Source organism: Streptomyces sp. SS7 (genome assembly GCF_037993025.1).
GTDB lineage: Bacteria > Actinomycetota > Actinomycetes > Streptomycetales > Streptomycetaceae > Streptomyces.
In genome coordinates, this window is sequence record NZ_CP141223.1 from 7505181 (window position 1) to 7522501 (window position 17321).

Below are 17321 nucleotides of genomic sequence, written 5' to 3' on the forward strand. Positions count from 1 at the left end.
GGCCGCAGAGGGGCTGCAGCCGGCACGTCCTTTTCAGGCGAGGAGATCGATGCAGTCGAAGGAGGTGCCCGGGCTCAGATACGCCGTGCCGGACGAGCCGCTGACGATGCTGATCCTGAGGACGTTGTCCTGTGAGACGTCCGTCTTCCAGGCGGTCGCCGGGACGTGGTACGTGAAGGTGTGGTTGTTGCCCCGGTACGACCCCGTCGTCAGGGAGCGGGTCGAGGGCTGGGCGACCGCCGCCGGGACCGCGGAGACCCAGTCGTTCACGGCGATGCGCGGGCGGCCGCCCGCGAACGCGTCGGTGACGCCGATGCGCAGGGTGTGGGCGGCCGCCGCCTGCTCCTTCGTCAGCCTGAAGTAGACCAGGACGCCGTCGTTGACGTCCTTCCACAGGTAGGCGGGGAAGGACGGGGCGGGGTCGGCGCCGCCGATCGTGACGTTGCCGGTCCACTTCGCCGCGCGGGCGTCGGAGGGGTGCGCGTAGGTCATGAGCCGGGCGTTCTTGAACTCCCCGGGCGTGCCGTCCCAGTCGCCGAGGCGCCAGACCGTCCTCGCCGTGGAGGGGTCGCCGGTGATCGTGAGGGTGTGCAGGCCGGTGGTGCTGCCCGCGGTCACCTGCACCTGCCGGGTCAGGACCGCCAGTTCGCCCTTGAAGACGGTCAGGGTGTACGTCCCCGGCAGCATGCCCTTGCAGGAGAACGCGCCGGTACCGGCCGCCGCCCTCGCCCAGTACTGGGCGTCCGCGTTGGCGAAGCCGACGGTGTACGGGTACCGCGGGTCCATGCCCTTCAGGCCGACGCCCGCCACCTTGCCGCGGCCGGCCCTGCCGACCCAGCCGGTGATGCCGAGGCCGTCCACCCAGGCGGTGTCCAGACCGGTGGCGGAGAGGGAGGGGGAGGGCGTGCCGCCGTCCGTGAAGGCGAGGACGTACGGGCCCTGGAGGCCGAACCGTTCCGGCTCGGTCTGGGCCTCGTTGTAGTGCAGGATCTCGTAGAGACCCGCGCCCTTGTCGTTGGAGTGGCGCAGCAGCGAGCGGTAGAAGGGGCCGCCGGAGGCCTTCTCGTGGTTCGAGCGGACCAGGTACAGGCCGACCGAGCCCGTCGTGAAGCCGACGTGGTCGTAGTCGATCGTCCGCTTGCCCGAGTAGTGCTTGGAGTGGGTGGTGCCGTCGGCGCGCCGCCAGACGTCCCCGGCCTCGATGACGGTGTCGGAGGCCTCGATCCAGGAGTCCGGGCCGGTGTTGGGGAACATGCCGGGCCGGAGGCGGACGATGTAGCGGGTGGCGGTGAAGGACGCGTCCGCCTTGTCCGTCCACAGGTAGACGTTGTTCTCGCCGTTGCGGGCCGCGTACCACTGGGTGATCGGGCCGTGCGCCACCTTGATCAGGATCGTGGACCCCGACTGCCTGATCGTCACCGTGGAGGCGCCGAGGCCGGACTCCACGTGCGAGTGCCTGCCGCCGTAGCCCTCGTACTCCTTGCCCCGGTAGACCAGGGAGGTGAGGTCGCCGGTGGTTCTGGAGACCTTGAAGACGAGCGAGGAACCGGTGTCCACGACGTAGTCGCGGCCGTCGTCCCGGTAGCCGAACGCGGCCGCCGAGGCGGACGGGAGCAGTCCGGCGCCGCCCGCGACGGCGGCGCCCGTGGCCGCCACCCCGATCGCGGAGGCCCCGAGCACGCGCCGCCGCGTGAGGGGTCGTCTTCTGTGCGTGCTCATGTGCCGGATCCTCGGGTGGTGGTGACTCCTGTGCTGTCAGGTCGCCACCGGTGGGGAAAGGGTTGCCGTCGTTCCGGAATTTTTTCCCGCGCGTCTCGCGCGCCCCGTGCGGGCGGGGCGCGCGGGTCCTACGAGGCGCCGCCGGAGGTGTCCTCGGCGGCGAAACCGCCACCGAGGGTGCGGGCCTTGCCGTCCGACCGGCCCGTGATGACATAGCTGTCGCGGCCGGCGTCCCGGCCGCCCCGGTCGTGGTTGTACTGCCCGGCGAACACCCACTCGCCCACGGGGACCGTACGGCCCTCCTTGAGCACCCAGGTGTAGACCAGGAAGCCGTCCTGCTCGGTGACCGTCAGGTCGAAGTCCTGCTCCGGCAGCGACCGCCAGGCCCCGGCGTCGGACACCGCGCCGGTCTGGGCGACCCTCAGCTGCACCGTGAGCTCGGTGGCGACCTCCTTCGCCCGGACGGTGACGTTGCTCTGGGCCCAGAACTCGTTGCTGTGGGGGTCCACCACGCCGTCCGACGACAGCGGCCCGTCCTCCCCGTTGTCGGTGCCCGGCAGGAGCACGACGGCCGGCCCGGTGGGGGACGAGGTCGCGGAGGGCGTCGGGGAACCGCTCGGCTTCTGCGGGGCCTTCGACCCGCCGCCGCCGGACCCGGAGCTCGGGGTGGCCTTCGGCGAGGCCGGCGGCCGGCTCGTGGCGTCGGGGGAACGCACCGGCGTCGGCGAGACGGAGACCGTCTGCTCCACGCGGGTGTCGTCCTTCACCGCGGACGCCACCGCGTAGCCGCCGACCGCGAGCATGCCCGCGACCGCGGCCGTGGCTCCCACGACCCGCGTCCAGCCCCAGACCAGCGGGCGCCTCGCGCGGTGCGCGCGCCGGTCCTGCACCTGGGGCTCACCTGCCATGCCGCGCTCGACCCGGGCCAGGATGCGGGCCCGGTCCGGCTCGTACGCCTCGGCCGCTTCGTGCAGCCGGGCGCGCAGCTCGTCGTGCACGTCCCGCTGCATCGTCATCGGTTCCTTCCCGAGGTCTCGCGGGTGCGCGCCATCGCGTGCACCGTGAGCGGAGCTCTCTGTGCGCCGAGCAGCTTCTGCAGCTCGGCCATTCCCTTGGAGGTCTGGCTCTTCACCGTACCCACCGAGACCCCCAGAGCGAGCGCGGTGTCCTTCTCCGAGAGGTCGAAGGCGTGCCGGAGCACCACGCAGGCCCGTTTGCGGAAGGGGAGTCTACGCAGCGCGGACTGTACGTCCACCACGCCGGCGACATCGGGGTTCTCGGTCTTCTCCTCGCGCTGCGACCAGAACAGGGCGATCCTGCGCCGCTCGCGGACCGCGCTGCGGATGCGGGTGCGGGCCAGATTGGCGACGACCCCGCGGGCGTACGCCACCGGGTGCTCGGCCGCCCGGACCCGGTCCCAGCGGTTCCACAGCGCGAGGAGCGCGTCCGCCGCCAGGTCGTCGGCGGCGTCCGCCTCACCCGTCAGAAGGTGGGCGAGCCGGGCCAGTTCGGCGTAGTGACGGTCGAAGAAGGCATGGAATTCCACGGAGGCGGCGTCGTCGACGACTGTGCCCACGGGTGACCTCTTCTCGGTGGCTGCTGTGCGTGCCATGTGAATGACATGGGGATGTCCCGAGAGGGTGTCGGGACGAGATCCGGAAGCGTAGCAGTGATCATCCATTCGGTTTGGTACTGGGGTTCGAACACCAAGTGGCCGCCGGGCGCCGAACGGGAGCCCGAATCCGTAACACGCAGAAAACCTGAGCGCGGTCCATCGACGCAACAATCCAGCCAGCATCCGCACATGTTCGAACAGGCAGCAGGGAGTCATCGGTGGACCGAGTCGACCAGTTCTTCAGGATCTCCGAACGGGGTTCCACGTTCGGCCGGGAGATACGCGGCGGCTTCGCCACGTTCTTCACCATGGCCTACATCCTCGTGCTGAACCCGATCATCCTCGGAAACGCGAAGGACAAGTTCGGTCACACGCTCGACAGCGTGCAACTCACCACCGCGACGGCCCTGGTGGCCGCCGTGATGACGATCGTCATGGGGGTCGGCGGCAACCTCCCGCTCGCGCTCGCCGCAGGCCTCGGCCTCAACGCGGTGGTCGCCTTCCAGATCGCGCCGCTGATGAGCTGGGACGACGCGATGGGCCTGATCGTCCTCGAAGGCCTGCTGATCTGCGTCCTGGTGCTGACCGGTCTGCGCGAGGCCGTCATGCACGCCATCCCGCAGCCGCTGAAGCAGGCCATCAGCGTGGGCATCGGCCTGTTCATCGCCTTCATCGGCTTCGTCGACGCCGGGTTCGTCAGCCGGATCCCCGACGCCGCGCACACCACGGTCCCGGTCCAGCTCGGCGGCACCGGCACCCTGACCGGCTGGCCGGTCCTGGTCTTCTGCCTCGGTGTGCTGCTGACCGTCGCGCTGCTCGCCCGCAAGGTCAAGGGCGCCATCCTGATCAGCATCGTCGCGATGACCGTGCTCGCGATCGTCGTCGACGCGCTCGCCGACGTGAAGAGCTGGGGCCTGACCACCCCGGCCTGGCCCGACCGGCTCGTCGACGCCCCCGACTTCGGGTTGATCGGTCACTTCAGCCTGTTCGGCGCGTTCGGCGAGACCGGTGCCGTCACCGTCGTCCTGCTGGTCTTCACGCTCATCCTGTCCGACTTCTTCGACACCATGGGCACGGTCGTCGGCATCAGCGCCGAGGCGGGACTGCTGAACGAGCAGGGCGAGGTGCCGAACCTCGGCCGGGTGCTGCTGATCGACGGCGCGGCGGCGGTCGCCGGCGGCGCGGCCTCCGCGTCCTCCGCGACCTCCTACATCGAGTCCGCGGCCGGTGTCGGCGAGGGCGCGCGCACGGGCTTCTCCAACCTCGTCACCGGCTCCCTGTTCGCGCTCGCGCTGTTCCTCACCCCGGTCCTCACGATCGTCCCCCTCCAGGCGGCGGCACCCGCGCTGATCGCGGTCGGGTTCCTGATGATGACCCAGGTCAAGTCCATCGACTGGGACAGCTACGAGATCGCCGTCCCGGCGTTCCTGACCATCGCCGTGATGCCGTTCACGTACTCCATCACCAACGGCATCGGGGCCGGGTTCCTGGCGTACGTCGTCATCAAGACGGTGCTGGGCAGGGCGCGGGACGTGCACTGGCTGCTGTGGGGGGCCTCGGCGCTGTTCGTGGTGTACTTCGCCATCGACCCGATCGAGCAGATCCTCGGCGTGAAGTGAGGCGACGGGTCAGGTGAGCGCCGCCTTCATCATGGCCCTGGCCACCGGTGCCGCCAGCCCGTTGCCGCTGACCTCGGAGCGCGCCGCGTCGGACTGTTCGACCACCACCGCCACGGCCACCTCCTTGCCGTCGGCCTTGCCGTAGGACGTGAACCAGGCGTACGGGGCCTTGCTGTTGTTCTCGCCGTTCTGGGCGGTGCCCGTCTTGCCGCCCACGGTGACGCCGTCGATGAGCGCGTTCGTGCCGGTGCCCTTCTCGACGACCGTCTGCATCGCCGACTGCAGCTGCTCGGCCGTGGACGCGCTGACGATCCGCTTCGAGGCGGCCTCGTCGTCGTAGTCCTTGAGCACGTCACCGCCGGCGTCGGTGATCTGCGCCACCATGTGGGGCGCGACCAGTTCACCGCCGTTGGCGATCGCGGCCGACACCATGGCCATCTGCAGCGGGGTCGCGGTCACGTCGAACTGGCCGATGCCGGTCAGGGCGGTGGACGACTCGTCCATGCCGGAGGGGTACACGCTGGTGTACGCCCGCACCGGCACGTCCAGCGCGTCGTCGTCGAAGCCGAACTTCTCGGCCGTCGCCCTGAGCCTGTCCTGCCCGAGCTGTACGGCCATGTGCGCGAAGACGTTGTTGCACGAGTACTGGAGCGCCACCCGGATCGGGGCGTTCTCGCAGGGTGCCGACGTGTTCTCGTTCCTCAGGACCGTCCGGGTGCCGGGGAGGGTGTAGGGGTCCGGGCTGTCGGTCTTCTCGTCCACCGACGCGTACAGGCCGTCCTCCAGCGCCGCCGCCGCGACGACCAGCTTGAAGGTCGAGCCCGGCGCCAGCGGTTGCCGCAGGGCGCGGTTGACCAGGGGCTTGTCCGGGTCCGCGGTCAGCTCCTTCCAGGCCGCGCCCGCGGTGTTGGCGTCGGTGAGCGAGGAGGGGTCGTACGACGGCGTCGACACGACCGCCAGGATCCTGCCGGTCTTCGGGTCGATCGCGACGGCCGCGCCCTTCTTGTCGCCGAGGGCGTCGTAGCCGGCCTTCTGCACGGCCGGATCGATGGTCGTGAGCACGTCGCCGGGGTCGGCCCGCCGGTCGGTGACCGTGTCCATCACGGTCTTCAGCCGGTTGTCCGTCCCGTTGAGCAGCTCGGCGTAGATGCCCTCCAGCTGGGTGGGGGCGTAGGCCTGCGAGGCGTAACCCGTCACCGCCGCGTACAGCCTGCCGTTCGTGTAGGTGCGCTTGTACGCGAGGTCGCCGCCCGTCGTCCGGGCCGAGCCGGTGACCGCCTTCCCGGCCACGATGATGTTCCCCAGCGGCCGCGAGTACGTCTCGATCGCGTTGCGCCGGTTGTCCGTGTCGTCCGCGAGAGCCCGGGCCTCGTAGAACTGCACCCAGGTCGCCCGGATGAGCAGGGCGAACACCAGCAGCAGCGAGAAGACCGAGGCACGCCTGATCGTCTTGTTCATTGCGCCCAGGAAGACGAACGGGCCGAAGCGGAACGTTCCCTGCGGCCTGATTTCTCATCGTACGTTCATGAGAAGACGTACCTTCCCCGGGCGTACGTCCATGAGCCGCGCCTTCACGCGTCCAGTCTGAGGACGACCTCCGCGATCTCCTCGCCGCGTGCGGGGGCGAACCCCGAGGCGTGCCCGGTGACGCGGAAGCCGCACTTCTCCAGCACCCTGAGGGACCCGGCGTTGTCGGCCGCCGCCCGGGCGTACAGCGGGCGCTCGGGCGCCTCGGCCAGCAGGGCCCGCAGGGCCGCGGTCGCGATGCCCCGGCCCCAGTACGCGCGGTCCACCCAGTACGTCACCTCGCGCTCACCCGGGTCGCCGTACACCGCCGTGTGACCGACGACGTCCCCGTCGGCCAGGACCGTACGGACCAGCGCGGTGGAGGCCCTGACCTTCTTCCAGTGGTCCTCGAAGGCGGACCGGTCGGCGGGGTCCTTCGGGGTGAAGGCCGCCGCCCACAGGGCTTCGGGGTCGTTCAACTGCCGGTAGAACACGGGCAGATCACTGTCGTGGACCGGGCGCAGGACGATTTCCATCAGCCGAGCCTACGCCGGTCGGGCTCGGCGCCCGTGTCACAGCCGGCGGGTGGCGAGGGTCAGCCGGTCCCGCGCGTCGAACAGGGCGTCCTTCACCAGCTGCTCGTGCGCGGGGGTGAGGCGGGCCACCGGCACCGAGCAGCTGATCGCGTCCCGGGCCGGGGTGCGGTACGGGATCGCCACGCCGAAGCAGCGCAGGCCGAGCGTGTTCTCCTCGCGGTCCACGGCGAAGCCCTGGTCGCGCACCTGGTGCAGCTCCTCGATGAGCTTCTCGCGGTCCGTGATGGTGTGCTCGGTGAGCGCCGGGAGCGTCTCCGGGAGCAGCTTGCGGACCTGCTCGTCGGAGTACGTGCTCAGCAGCGCCTTGCCCAGGGAGGTGGAGTGGGCGGGCAGCCGGCGGCCGACGCGGGTGAAGGGGCGCAGATAGTGCTGGGACTGGCGGGTGGCGAGGTAGACCACGTTGGTGCCGTCGAGCCGGGCCAGGTGGATGGTCTCGGTGGTGTCGTCCGAGAGCCGGTCCAGGGTCGGCCGGGCGGCGGCCACGACCTCGTCGCCGTCGATGTAGGAGGTGCCCACGAGCAGCGCCCGCACCCCGATGCCGTACCGGGTGCCCGTCGCGTCGGTCTCCACCCAGCCGAGCTCGACGAGCGTGCGCAGCAGCATGTAGAGACTGGACTTGGGGTAACCGACGGCCTCCTGGACCGCCGCGAGGGAGTGCATCCCGGGGCGGCCGGCGAAGTATTCCAGCAGCTCAACCGTCCGCACCGCGGACTTGACCTGGGCCCCGCCCCCCGTCTCGCCAGCCGACATCGCCCTTGACCCCTTCGTTCGACGGGAAATAGTCTCCGACAGCATATTCACCATGAGGAACGCTGTTCAGTATATCGAACATCCTTGGTGAATCAGCCAGTACCAAACGTGGCCAGGAGCAAGCGTGGAGGGACCCGCGGTGGCAGCAGCACCAGTCTGGAGTGTCGACCCCCGTACCGGGAAGCAGCGTGAACAGGTTGCGGTGGAGGCCACGGCCCAGGAGGTGGACACCGTCGTCCGCGCCGCGCACGCCACGCGCGGCTCCCTCGTCGACCGTGCCGTCCGCGCCGCCTTCCTGCGCACCGCCGCCGACAAGCTGGAGGCGGCCAGGGAGCAGCTGGTCGAGGTCGCCGACGCGGAGACCGCGCTCGGCCCGGTGCGGCTGAACGGCGAGCTGGCCCGCACCTGCTACCAGCTGCGCGCGTTCGCCGGGATCGTCGACGAGGGCGCCTTCCTCGACGTCGTGATCAACCACCCCGACGACACCGCCACCCCGCCGATCCCGGACCTGCGCCGCTACAAGGTGCCGCTCGGGGTGGTCGCCGTCTACTCGGCCTCCAACTTCCCCTTCGCCTTCTCCGTCGCCGGCGGGGACACCGCCAGCGCGCTGGCCGCGGGCAACCCGGTCGTCGTCAAGGCGCACCCGGACCACCCGGCGCTGTCCGAGCTGGTCGCCAAGGTCCTGCGCACGGCCGCCGCCGCGCACGGCATCTCCGAGGACGTCCTCGGTCTCGTGCACGGCTTCGAGGCCGGCGTCGAGCTGATCAAGCACCCGCTGGTCGCCGCGGCCGGCTTCACCGGGTCCATCCGGGGCGGGCGCGCGCTGTTCGACGCGGCGGCGGCCCGGCCGGTGCCGATCCCCTTCCACGGCGAGCTGGGCTCGCTGAACCCCGTGGTCGTCACCGAGGCCGCCGCCGCCGAGCGCGCGGAGGCCATCGGCGCGGGCCTCGCGGGCTCGATGACCCTGGGCGTCGGCCAGTTCTGCGTCAAGCCCGGACTGGTCCTCGTACCGTCCGGCGCGGCCGGTGACGGACTGGTCAAGTCGCTCACGGACGCGGTGAGCGCCACCGAGGCGGGCGTGCTGCTCGACCACCGGATGCGGGACAACTTCATCGCCGGGGTGGCCGAGCGGGCGGAGCTGCCCGGGGTCGAGTCGCCGGTGACGCCCGGCGCGGGCTCCGAGCACACCGTCAGCGCGGGCTTCCTCACGGTGCCGGCGGGCCGGCTGGCCACCGCCGGGGACCACGACCTGCTGCTGGAGGAGTGCTTCGGACCGGTCACCGTGGTCGCCCGCTACGAGGACGACGCCGAGGTCAGGGCGGTGCTGTCGCGGCTGCCGGGGAACCTCACGGCGACCGTGCAGCTGTCCGACGAGGAGGCCGCCGGGCAGGGGCGCGGCGGGGAGATCCTCGCCGAGCTGACGCCGCTGGCGGGACGCGTCCTGGTGAACGGATGGCCGACCGGGGTCGCCGTGGCCGCCGCCCAGCACCACGGCGGGCCCTACCCGGCCACCACGTCCACGTCGACCTCCGTGGGCGGGACCGCGATCGAGCGGTGGCTGCGTCCGGTCGTCTACCAGAACGCCCCCGTCGCACTGCTGCCGGTGGAGCTCCGGGACGAGAACGAGCTGGGGCTGCCGCGGCGGATCGACGGGCGGCTCGAGCGGTAGCGCACCGCGGGTGGGGCGTGGCTCGTCGTGCGGTTCCCCGCGCCCCTGAGGGACGTCACTCACCTGGATAATCAGATCATGGATGTCTCGCTTCCCGAACTGCCCTTCGCGCTTCGTACCTACGGTCCCGACGGGCACTGGGCCCACGAGGACGGGGTGCTCAGTGCCTGGGCCGGGCCCCGGCAGGACCGGTTCGTCACGCCCACCGGGGAGGCGCTGGAGCCCGCCGGGGACGCGCCGCGGCTGCTCGGGGCGCCCGAGGGGGACTTCCAGCTGATCGCGCGGGTCACCGTGGGGTTCAACTGGGCCTTCGACGCAGGGGTGTTGTACGTCCATGTGGGCGAACGCGCCTGGGCCAAGCTGTGCCTGGAGTACTCGCCGGATGTGGCGACCGTCTGCACGGTCGTCACCCGGGGACATTCCGATGACGCCAACGCCTTCACCGTGGAGGGGAGTTCGGTCTGGCTCCGGGTGAGCAGGACCGGGCGCGCCTTCGCCTTCCACGCCTCCCGCGACGGCAGGCGCTGGACCTTCGTCCGGCTGTTCACGCTGGGCGACGAGAAGGAGACCGGTGCCGCGCTGGTCGGCTTCATGACCCAGTCGCCGTTGGGCGAGGGCTGTGTGGTGACGTACGACCACATCGAGTTCCGGGACAGCTGGCCGGACGATCTGCGCGACGGCAGCTGAGCGGCGGGCGGAACCGGTCCGGCCGACGCCACGTCCTCCGGGGCATGATCGGAGAATCCCCCACCCCGGGCCGCGTCATCCGCACCGCTCTGCCCGCCGAGGCGGAGGCCGTCACCGCACTGCACGCCCGCGCCCGTGCCACCTACTATCCCGACGGAGTCCCCCAGGACGGCACCGACTGGCTCGGCGTCTGGCGCACCGCCCTCGCCCGGCCCGACGGGCAGGTGCTGTGCGTCGTGGAGCAGGGGCGGATCGTCGGACTGGCCTCCTTCCGGGTGCCGGAGGGCGCGGGCGCGGACACGGTCAAGCTGTTCCAGTTCCACGTCGACCCCGCCCACTGGCGGGCGGGCATCGGTACGGCCCTGCACGCCGCGTGCGTGGAGCAGTGGCGGGCGGACGGCCGCCGGACCGCCGTGCTGGACGTGCATGTCGACAACCGCCGCGCCCAGGCCTTCTACGCACGTCAGGGCTGGTGCCCGGACCCGCGGGACCCGCTCGCCGAGGACGCTCACCACCTCTCCCTGTGCTTCCCGGTGGACGGGGGAGCGGCCGGGGAATGAACCTCGCTGCTTGAACGTTCATGCACTCGGCGGAGGGAGTCTCCGTCCCCCGTACGAGCTGGAGAGCCGAGAAGATGCGCGTCGAGATCTGGTCGGACATCGCCTGTCCCTGGTGCTACGTCGGCAAGGCCCGTTTCGAGAAGGCCCTCGCCGCCTTCCCGCACCGCGAGCAGGTCGAGGTCGTGCACCGTTCCTTCGAGCTCGACCCGGGACGCGCCAAGGACGACGTCCAGCCCGTGATCAAGATGCTCACCAAGAAGTACGGCATGAGTGAGCAGCAGGCGCAGGCGGGCGAGGAGAACCTGGGCACCCAGGCCGCCGCCGAGGGTCTGGAGTACCGGACCCGGGGCCGCGATCACGGCAACACCTTCGACATGCACCGCCTGCTGCACTTCGCCAAGGAGCAGGGCCGCCAGGACGAGCTGGTCCAGCTCCTCTACCGGGCGAACTTCGCCGAGGAGCGGTCGCTGTTCACCGAGGGCGACGAGCGGCTCGTGGCCCTGGCCGTCGAGGCCGGCCTGGACGCCGACGCCGCCCGCACGGTCCTCGCCGACCCGGCCGCCTACGCCGACGACGTCCGCGCCGACGAGCGCGAGGCCGCCCAGCTCGGCGCCAACGGCGTCCCCTTCTTCGTCCTCGACCGCGCCTACGGCGTCTCCGGCGCCCAGCCCGCCGAGGTCTTCGCCCGGGCGCTCACCCAGGCCTGGGGCGACCGCTCCCCGCTGCAGCTGATCGACGACGGCGGCGCCGAGGCCTGTGGCCCGGACGGGTGCGCGGTCCCCCAGCACTGACGCACCGCGGAACAGCGGAGCCGCAGGTCAGGGCCAACGTATAAGCGTTCCTTAGGAGTTCCGCGCAGAAATCCGCAATGGACTTCGACTTCGCCCGGCCGCACAGTGGTGCCATGGAGACCTTCGAGAGCCTCGTCCGTTCCGAGTTCGCCCCGAAGAACACCTTCCTGAACACCGCGAGCAACGGACTGCTGCCGGCCCGCACCGTGACGGCCCTCCACGAGGCCGCCCTGATGCGGGCCGAGGGCAGGCCGCTGACCTCGCTCCACGCCGACGTCGAGGCGGCCCGCGCCGCCTACGCCAGGCTGGCCGGCGTCCCCGTCGAGCGGGTCGCGGCCGGAACGTCCGTCGCCGCCCACACCGGCGTGATCGCCGCCTCGCTGCCGGCCGGCGCCGAGGTGCTCACCGCCGAGGGCGACTTCACCTCCGTCCTCAACCCGTTCCACGTCCGCGGCGACCTCAAGGTGCGCGCCGTTCCCCTGGAACACATCGCCGAGTCGGTCCGCCCGGGCACCGCGCTCGTCGCCGTCAGCGCCGCCCAGTCCGCCGACGGCCGGATCGCCGACCTGCCCGCACTGCGCGAGGCGGCCCGCACGCACGGTGCCCGCACCTACGTCGACTTCTCCCAGGCCGCCGGCTGGCTCGCCCCGGACGCCGGCGCGTACGACTACAGCGCCGCCGTCTGCTACAAGTGGCTGCTCGGCCCGCACGGCGCGGCCTTCCTCGTCGTCCCCGAGGACTTCGGCGGGCTGACCCCGGTGCTGGCCGGCTGGGTCGCGGGCGAACGGCCCTGGGAGAGCTGCTACGGGCCCGTCACCGAACTCGCCCGCTCGGCACGACGGTTCGACCTCCCCCACGCCCTCTTCACCTACGCCGGCCTGCGCCGCTCCCTCGAACTCCTGGAGGAGCTGGGCGTGGACGCCGTACGCGCCCACGACCTCGCCCTCGCCGACCGCTTCCGTGCCGGACTCGCCTCCCTGGGCCACGAGCCCGTGCCCGCACCCGGCTCCGCGATCGTCTCCGTGCCCGGACTGGGCGGGCGCCAGCCGGAGTTGAGCGCCGCCGGCCTCGAGGTGTCCGACCGGGCGGGCCATCTGCGGGCCTCGTTCCACCTCTACAACACACCCGCCGACGTCGACCGGCTGCTGGACGTCCTGGCGGACTGACCGCGGTCGCCGGCATCGGTGCGCGGAGCGGCGCGTCCGGACCTCAGCGCACCGGCGTGAAGTCCCTCGCACCGATGAACTCCGGCCGCCGCACGGGGGCCGCGAACGGTTCGACCGCCGCGTTCTCCACACTGTTGAACACGATGAAGACGTTGCTGCGCGGGAACGGCGTGATGTTGTCGCCCGAGCCGTGCAGGGCGTTGCAGTCGAACCAGGTCGCCGAGCCCGCCCGGCCGGTGAACAGCCGGATGCCGTACTCGCCCGCCAGCGCGGTCAGCGCCTCGTCCGAGGGGGTGCCCGCGTCCTGCATCTGCAGCGACTTCTTGTAGTTGTCCTCGGGCGTGGCGCCCGCGCAGCCCAGGAACGTCCGGTGCGAACCCGGCATGATCATGAGGCCGCCGTTGGTGTCGAGGTTCTCGGTCAGCGCGATCGACACCGACACCGTCCGCATGGCCGGCAGCCCGTCCTCGGCGTGCCAGGTCTCGAAGTCGGAGTGCCAGTAGAAGCCGCCGGCCCCGAAGCCCGGCTTGACGTTGATCCGGGACTGGTGGACGTACACGTCCGAGCCGAGGATCTGCCGGGCGCGCCCGACAACCCGCTCGTCCCGCACCAGCGCCGCGAACACCGGGCTCAGCCGGTGCACCTCGAAGACCGAGCGGATCTCCTTGGAGCGCGGTTCCACGATCGACCGCTCGTCGGCCCGGATCTCCGGGTCGGCGACGAGACGCTCCAACTCCCGTCGGCAGACGGCCACCTCGTCGTCGCCGATGAGCTGTTCGACGGTGAGGAAGCCGTCGCGTTCGTACGCCTGGAGATCGGCCGCGGAAACCGGGCCCGGGGTGCTGGGTGAGCCCCAGACGACGGGGTCCTGGCGGGGGACGGACACCTCGGTGGTGCCGCGGGTGGGGTAGCGATCGGTGACGGTGGTCATGACGGTCACACCTCCTCGGGGCGGGTGAGCTCGGGTTCCGTGAGCTCGGGTTCGGTGAGCAGGGGATAGACGCCGTTCTCGTCGTGGTCCTCCCGTCCCGTCACGGGCGGGTTGAACACGCAGAGGCAGCGGAAGTCCTCCAGGACGCGCAGCGTGTGCCGCTCGTGGCCGTCCAGGAGGTACATGGTTCCGGGAGTGATCGCGTGGGTCGTCCCGGTCTCGTGGTCGGTGAGTTCGGCGGCGCCCTCCACACAGACCACGGCCTCGATGTGGTTGGCGTACCACATCGACGTCTCGGTATCGGCGTACAGAATCGTTTCGTGCAGGGAGAATCCGACGCGCTCCCGGGCCAGCACGATCCGCTTGCTCTCCCAGGTGCCGGACGCGGCCCGTACATGCCGGTCGGTGTTCTCGATGTCCTTGAACGAACGGACGATCATGGTGTCCCTCCTGTCGGCCGACTACCGGCCGACGGTCTCGCGGACGGCCCGGGCGAGGACGCTGAGCCCCTCGTCCAGTTCCTCCGGGGTGACGGTCAGGGCGGGCAGCAGCTTGACGACCTCGCTCTCCGGTCCGGAGGTCTCGATCAGCAGCCCCAGCTCGAAGGCGCGCCGCGCGACCCGCGAGGCCCGCTCCTTCTCGTGGAACTCCAGACCCCACACGAGACCCCGCCCCCGGTACTCCTTCACATCGGCGAGGTTCTCCTCGGTGATCGAGATCAGCCCCTGCTCCACCTGCTCGCCGCGCGCCCGGGTCTGCTTCTCCATCACGGACCCGTCGGCCCAGTACGCCTCCAGCGCGGCCGTCGCGGTGACGAACGCCGGGTTGTTGCCGCGGAAGGTGCCGTTGTGCTCGCCCGGCTCCCACACGTCCAGTTCCGGCCGGAACAGGCACAGTGACATCGGCAGCCCGTACCCGCTGATGGACTTGGAGACGGTGACGACGTCGGGCGTGATTCCGGCCTCCTCGAAGGAGAAGAACGCGCCGGTGCGCCCGCACCCCATCTGGATGTCGTCGACGATCAGCAGCATGTCCTGCCGCTCGCACAACTCCTTGAGGGCGCGCAGCCACGCGGGCCGGGCCACGTTGATCCCGCCCTCGCCCTGCACGGTCTCCACGATCACCGCGGCCGGCTTGTTGAGCCCGGAGCCCTGGTCCTCCAGGAGCCGCTCGAACCAGAGGAAGTCCGGGACGGTGCCGTCGAAGTAGTTGTCGAAGGGCATCGGCGTGCCGTGCACCAGCGGGATGCCGGCCCCGGCCCGCTTGAAGGCGTTCCCGGTGACGGCGAGCGACCCGAGCGACATGCCGTGGAAGGCGTTGGTGAACGACACGATCGCCTCGCGTCCCTTCACCTTCCGCGCCAGCTTCAGCGCGGACTCCACCGCGTTGGTGCCGGTCGGCCCGGGGAACATCACCTTGTACGGCAGGTCGCGAGGCCGCAGCACCGACTGCTGGAAGGTCTCCAGGAACGTCCGTTTGGCGACGGTCGACATGTCGAGCGCGTGGGTGATCCCGTCCCGCGAGAGGTAGTCGATCAACGCCCGTTTCAGTACGGGGTTGTTGTGGCCGTAGTTGAGGGATCCGGCACCGGCGAAGAAGTCCAGGTACCGGTGGCCGTCCTCGTCGTACAGGACGCTGCCCTGCGCACGGTCGAAGACGACGGGCCAGCCGCGGCAGTAGCTGCGCACCTCGGACTCGACGGTCTCGAACACGCTGAGGTCGGGCTGGGTGATGGTCACGGCGAATCGCTCCTCGGTGTGGGGGAGATGAGGGGGTCAGCGGGGGGCGGAGAGGGGGCCGATGCGGTACAGCACCTCGGGATCGTGCGGCCCGTCCGGGAACAGCCCGGCGTCGAACAGCACCTCACGGCGGACCTCGGCGCCGTGCCGGGCGGCGTACGAGGTGAACAACCGCTGGGAGGCGGTGTTGTCCGGGGTGATGGTGGTCTCGACGGCCGTGATCGCGCGCTCGGCCACGAGCCGTGCCGTCAGCCCGTCCAGCAGGGCCGCGGCGAGGCCACGCCCCCGGTGGGCGGCGTCCACGGCCACCTGCCAGACCAGCAGGGTGCGGGGGTCCGCCGGTCGTACGTACCCGGTGACGAACCCGACCGGTTCCCCGCCCTCGGCACGCACCACCGCCGAGGTGGCGGCGAAGTCGCGGCACCACAGCAGATAGCTGTACGACGAGTTCAGATCCAGGCTTCCCGATTCCCTGGCAATGCGCCAGAGTACGGCGCCGTCAGCCACGGACGGGCGGTCGATGAGGAGGTCTGCTGCTGCGGAAGTCATGCGGAAGGAACTTACCCAGGCGAATTAAAAAACGCATGGAGACGCCGTGGGGATTCCGTGATGCAGACGGGGCAGGGGGGCGGTATGCGGCTTTTGTGGTAGCAAAAAAGGTGCATATCGCTCCACCTGTGCAATGTGTCACGCCTGCCCGGGGCCCGGAAAATCTCCCGGGTTTGACGAGAGGGAATCCGGGCAGAAGAACCCGGGAATCCCGGGAATTCTCCGAATTCAGGCTCCGATAACTCCGTCGATTTCTTCCCGGAGAATGCCCGCGACCCGGCGGAGCCCGGCTATGCCCAGGCCTCCTCCACCGCCCGCAGCGCCCCGGTCAGGTCCACGTCCCGCCCCGCCTCGGCCAGCGCCCGGCCGAGGCCCGCCAGGCTCGCGCGCACGGCGCCCCGGGTCGCGTCCGCCCCGTAGTGGTTCACCCGGATCATCTCCTTGGCCAGCGCACCGCCGCCCGCCGCCAGCGGCAGCGCGGGATCCATGGCCAGCGCCCGTCCCACCAGCTCCGACGCCACCAGTTCGGCGGGGACCCGCAGGGTCGTGGCCACCGGCGCCGCGTCCGCCGCCCGGTGGACGTACGGCGCCAGGCCTCCGCCCAGCGCCACGGCCCCCGCCCGCGTCGCCGCCGCGGCCGTCGCGTGGCGGCGCATCACGGTCTCGAGGTCCTGCGCCTCGATCCGCTCCACGCACGCCTCCAGGGCCAGCATCTCCAGCTGCGCCGGGGCGTGCGGCAGCGCGGTGCGTCCGTCGTCGATCCAGCGGGCCTTCCAGTCCAGCAGCGAGAGGTACGACCGCCGCGGCGCCCGGGGGTTCGCCGCCATCCGTGCCCACGCCCGCTCGCTCACCGACACCGCGGACACGCCCGCCGGTCCGCCCATGGCCTTCTGGGCGCCGATCACGCACAGGTCCACGCCCCACGCGTCCGGCAGCACCGGCTCGGCGCCCACGGAGGCCACGGCGTCCAGGTAGAACAGCGCCCCCCGCTCCTTCACCACCTTGCCGATCTCCGCTACCGGGTTGGTGTTGCCGGTCGCCGCCTCCGCGTGCACCAGCGAGACGAAGTCGATCTCCGGGTGCTCGGCGAACGCCTCCCGGATCCGCGCGGCCGTCACCGCCGTGTGGAAGGGCACCGCCAGATCGATCACGGTGGCACCGCAGTCCCGCAGCCAGTCGCCGAAGGTCTGCCCGTACGGACCGGTGATTACGTTCAGGGCCACGGTGTCCGGCCCCGCGGTCCCCCGGATCGCTCCCTCCAGCGGCAGCAGGGCCTCGCCCTGCATGATCACGACGTCCTGCCGGGTGCCCAGCAGACGGGCCACCCGGTCCTCGACCGACGCGAAACGGGCGGCGCTCAGCGGGGCCAGGTCCAGGAACGGGTGCGTCACAGGGGTGCTCTCTTCTCACTCACGGGGTAGAGA

General features: G+C 71.2%; 17 protein-coding genes. 6 read left to right on the top strand and 11 right to left on the bottom strand.

Translation table 11 applies throughout. From position 1 onward, the window contains the following. Positions 1-33: 33 nt before the first annotated feature. From U5640_RS34445 to U5640_RS34455, 3 genes are all read right to left on the bottom strand, one after another. A complete protein-coding gene (locus U5640_RS34445; RefSeq protein WP_340381476.1) occupies positions 34-1719 on the bottom strand; it encodes a rhamnogalacturonan lyase B N-terminal domain-containing protein in 1686 nt (561 codons plus the stop codon). A 128-nt stretch (positions 1720-1847) separates the two neighbouring features. Continuing rightward, complete coding sequence (locus tag U5640_RS34450; protein WP_340381478.1) at positions 1848-2735, bottom strand: hypothetical protein; 888 nt, start codon at positions 2733-2735, stop codon at positions 1848-1850. Continuing rightward, entirely contained in the window at positions 2732-3295 is a 564-nt protein-coding gene (locus tag U5640_RS34455) for a SigE family RNA polymerase sigma factor (protein ID WP_340381480.1), read from the bottom strand. The genes U5640_RS34450 and U5640_RS34455 overlap by 4 nt, the downstream gene beginning before the upstream one ends. Positions 3296-3552: 257 nt before the next feature. Between U5640_RS34455 and U5640_RS34460 the strand changes: the two genes are divergently transcribed. Continuing rightward, positions 3553-4953 carry an NCS2 family permease gene (locus U5640_RS34460; RefSeq protein WP_340381482.1) on the top strand — a complete coding sequence of 467 codons (1401 nt, stop codon included), beginning with the start codon at positions 3553-3555 and terminating at the stop codon, positions 4951-4953. 9 nt (positions 4954-4962) lie between these two features. Here U5640_RS34460 and U5640_RS34465 read toward each other — a convergent pair whose 3' ends face one another. The 3 genes from U5640_RS34465 to U5640_RS34475 form a co-directional block, all read right to left on the bottom strand. Then, on the bottom strand, positions 4963-6411 hold the full coding sequence (locus U5640_RS34465; RefSeq protein WP_340381484.1) for a penicillin-binding transpeptidase domain-containing protein: 1449 nt from the start codon (positions 6409-6411) through the stop codon (positions 4963-4965). A gap of 113 nt (positions 6412-6524) precedes the next feature. Then, the gene (locus U5640_RS34470; protein ID WP_340381486.1) at positions 6525-6995 is read right to left on the bottom strand and encodes a GNAT family N-acetyltransferase; all 471 of its coding nucleotides are present in this window, start codon (positions 6993-6995) and stop codon (positions 6525-6527) included. Positions 6996-7031: 36 nt separating this feature from the next. Then, complete coding sequence (locus tag U5640_RS34475; protein WP_340381488.1) at positions 7032-7805, bottom strand: IclR family transcriptional regulator; 774 nt, start codon at positions 7803-7805, stop codon at positions 7032-7034. Positions 7806-7944: 139 nt separating this feature from the next. Between U5640_RS34475 and U5640_RS34480 the strand changes: the two genes are divergently transcribed. The 5 genes from U5640_RS34480 (at position 7945) to U5640_RS34500 (ending at position 12678) form a co-directional block, all read left to right on the top strand. After that, positions 7945-9474, top strand: a complete 1530-nt coding sequence (locus U5640_RS34480) for an aldehyde dehydrogenase (NADP(+)) (protein ID WP_340381490.1) — start codon at positions 7945-7947, stop codon at positions 9472-9474. A 78-nt stretch (positions 9475-9552) separates the two neighbouring features. After that, positions 9553-10161: a DUF1349 domain-containing protein gene (locus U5640_RS34485; protein ID WP_340381492.1), complete on the top strand. Its 609-nt coding sequence runs from the start codon at positions 9553-9555 to the stop codon at positions 10159-10161. 44 nt (positions 10162-10205) lie between these two features. Then, complete coding sequence (locus U5640_RS34490) at positions 10206-10721, top strand: GNAT family N-acetyltransferase (protein WP_340381494.1); 516 nt, start codon at positions 10206-10208, stop codon at positions 10719-10721. Positions 10722-10795: 74 nt separating this feature from the next. Continuing rightward, positions 10796-11512, top strand: a complete 717-nt coding sequence (locus U5640_RS34495; protein WP_340381496.1) for a DsbA family oxidoreductase — start codon at positions 10796-10798, stop codon at positions 11510-11512. Positions 11513-11625: 113 nt separating this feature from the next. Then, positions 11626-12678, top strand: coding sequence for an aminotransferase class V-fold PLP-dependent enzyme (locus U5640_RS34500; protein ID WP_340381498.1), 1053 nt, complete (start codon positions 11626-11628; stop codon positions 12676-12678). A 43-nt stretch (positions 12679-12721) separates the two neighbouring features. Here the strand turns inward: U5640_RS34500 and thpD are convergent, their stop codons facing one another. The 5 genes from thpD to U5640_RS34525 form a co-directional block, all read right to left on the bottom strand. After that, positions 12722-13609, bottom strand: a complete 888-nt coding sequence (thpD, locus tag U5640_RS34505) for an ectoine hydroxylase (protein ID WP_340381500.1) — start codon at positions 13607-13609, stop codon at positions 12722-12724. Positions 13610-13614: 5 nt separating this feature from the next. Then, on the bottom strand, positions 13615-14049 hold the full coding sequence (locus U5640_RS34510; RefSeq protein ID WP_340381502.1) for an ectoine synthase: 435 nt from the start codon (positions 14047-14049) through the stop codon (positions 13615-13617). 21 nt (positions 14050-14070) lie between these two features. After that, complete coding sequence (gene ectB, locus U5640_RS34515; protein WP_340381504.1) at positions 14071-15348, bottom strand: diaminobutyrate--2-oxoglutarate transaminase; 1278 nt, start codon at positions 15346-15348, stop codon at positions 14071-14073. Positions 15349-15384: 36 nt separating this feature from the next. Continuing rightward, positions 15385-15897, bottom strand: a complete 513-nt coding sequence (ectA, locus tag U5640_RS34520; RefSeq protein WP_340381506.1) for a diaminobutyrate acetyltransferase — start codon at positions 15895-15897, stop codon at positions 15385-15387. A 290-nt stretch (positions 15898-16187) separates the two neighbouring features. Then, positions 16188-17288, bottom strand: coding sequence for an aminotransferase class V-fold PLP-dependent enzyme (locus tag U5640_RS34525; protein WP_340381508.1), 1101 nt, complete (start codon positions 17286-17288; stop codon positions 16188-16190). Positions 17289-17321 lie beyond the last annotated feature (33 nt).

What these genes read in the sequence shown, in the direction of transcription:
- U5640_RS34445 (WP_340381476.1), bottom strand. Translation starts at nt 1,719, where the DNA reads ATGAGCACGCACAGAAGACGACCCCTCACGCGGCGGCGCGTGCTCGGG.
- U5640_RS34450 (WP_340381478.1), bottom strand. Translation starts at nt 2,735, where the DNA reads ATGACGATGCAGCGGGACGTGCACGACGAGCTGCGCGCCCGGCTGCAC.
- U5640_RS34465 (WP_340381484.1), bottom strand. Translation starts at nt 6,411, where the DNA reads ATGAACAAGACGATCAGGCGTGCCTCGGTCTTCTCGCTGCTGCTGGTG.
- U5640_RS34470 (WP_340381486.1), bottom strand. Translation starts at nt 6,995, where the DNA reads ATGGAAATCGTCCTGCGCCCGGTCCACGACAGTGATCTGCCCGTGTTC.
- U5640_RS34475 (WP_340381488.1), bottom strand. Translation starts at nt 7,805, where the DNA reads ATGTCGGCTGGCGAGACGGGGGGCGGGGCCCAGGTCAAGTCCGCGGTG.
- U5640_RS34485 (WP_340381492.1), top strand. Translation starts at nt 9,553, where the DNA reads ATGGATGTCTCGCTTCCCGAACTGCCCTTCGCGCTTCGTACCTACGGT.
- U5640_RS34490 (WP_340381494.1), top strand. Translation starts at nt 10,206, where the DNA reads ATGATCGGAGAATCCCCCACCCCGGGCCGCGTCATCCGCACCGCTCTG.
- U5640_RS34495 (WP_340381496.1), top strand. Translation starts at nt 10,796, where the DNA reads ATGCGCGTCGAGATCTGGTCGGACATCGCCTGTCCCTGGTGCTACGTC.
- U5640_RS34500 (WP_340381498.1), top strand. Translation starts at nt 11,626, where the DNA reads ATGGAGACCTTCGAGAGCCTCGTCCGTTCCGAGTTCGCCCCGAAGAAC.
- thpD (WP_340381500.1), bottom strand. Translation starts at nt 13,609, where the DNA reads ATGACCACCGTCACCGATCGCTACCCCACCCGCGGCACCACCGAGGTG.
- U5640_RS34510 (WP_340381502.1), bottom strand. Translation starts at nt 14,049, where the DNA reads ATGATCGTCCGTTCGTTCAAGGACATCGAGAACACCGACCGGCATGTA.
- ectA (WP_340381506.1), bottom strand. Translation starts at nt 15,897, where the DNA reads ATGACTTCCGCAGCAGCAGACCTCCTCATCGACCGCCCGTCCGTGGCT.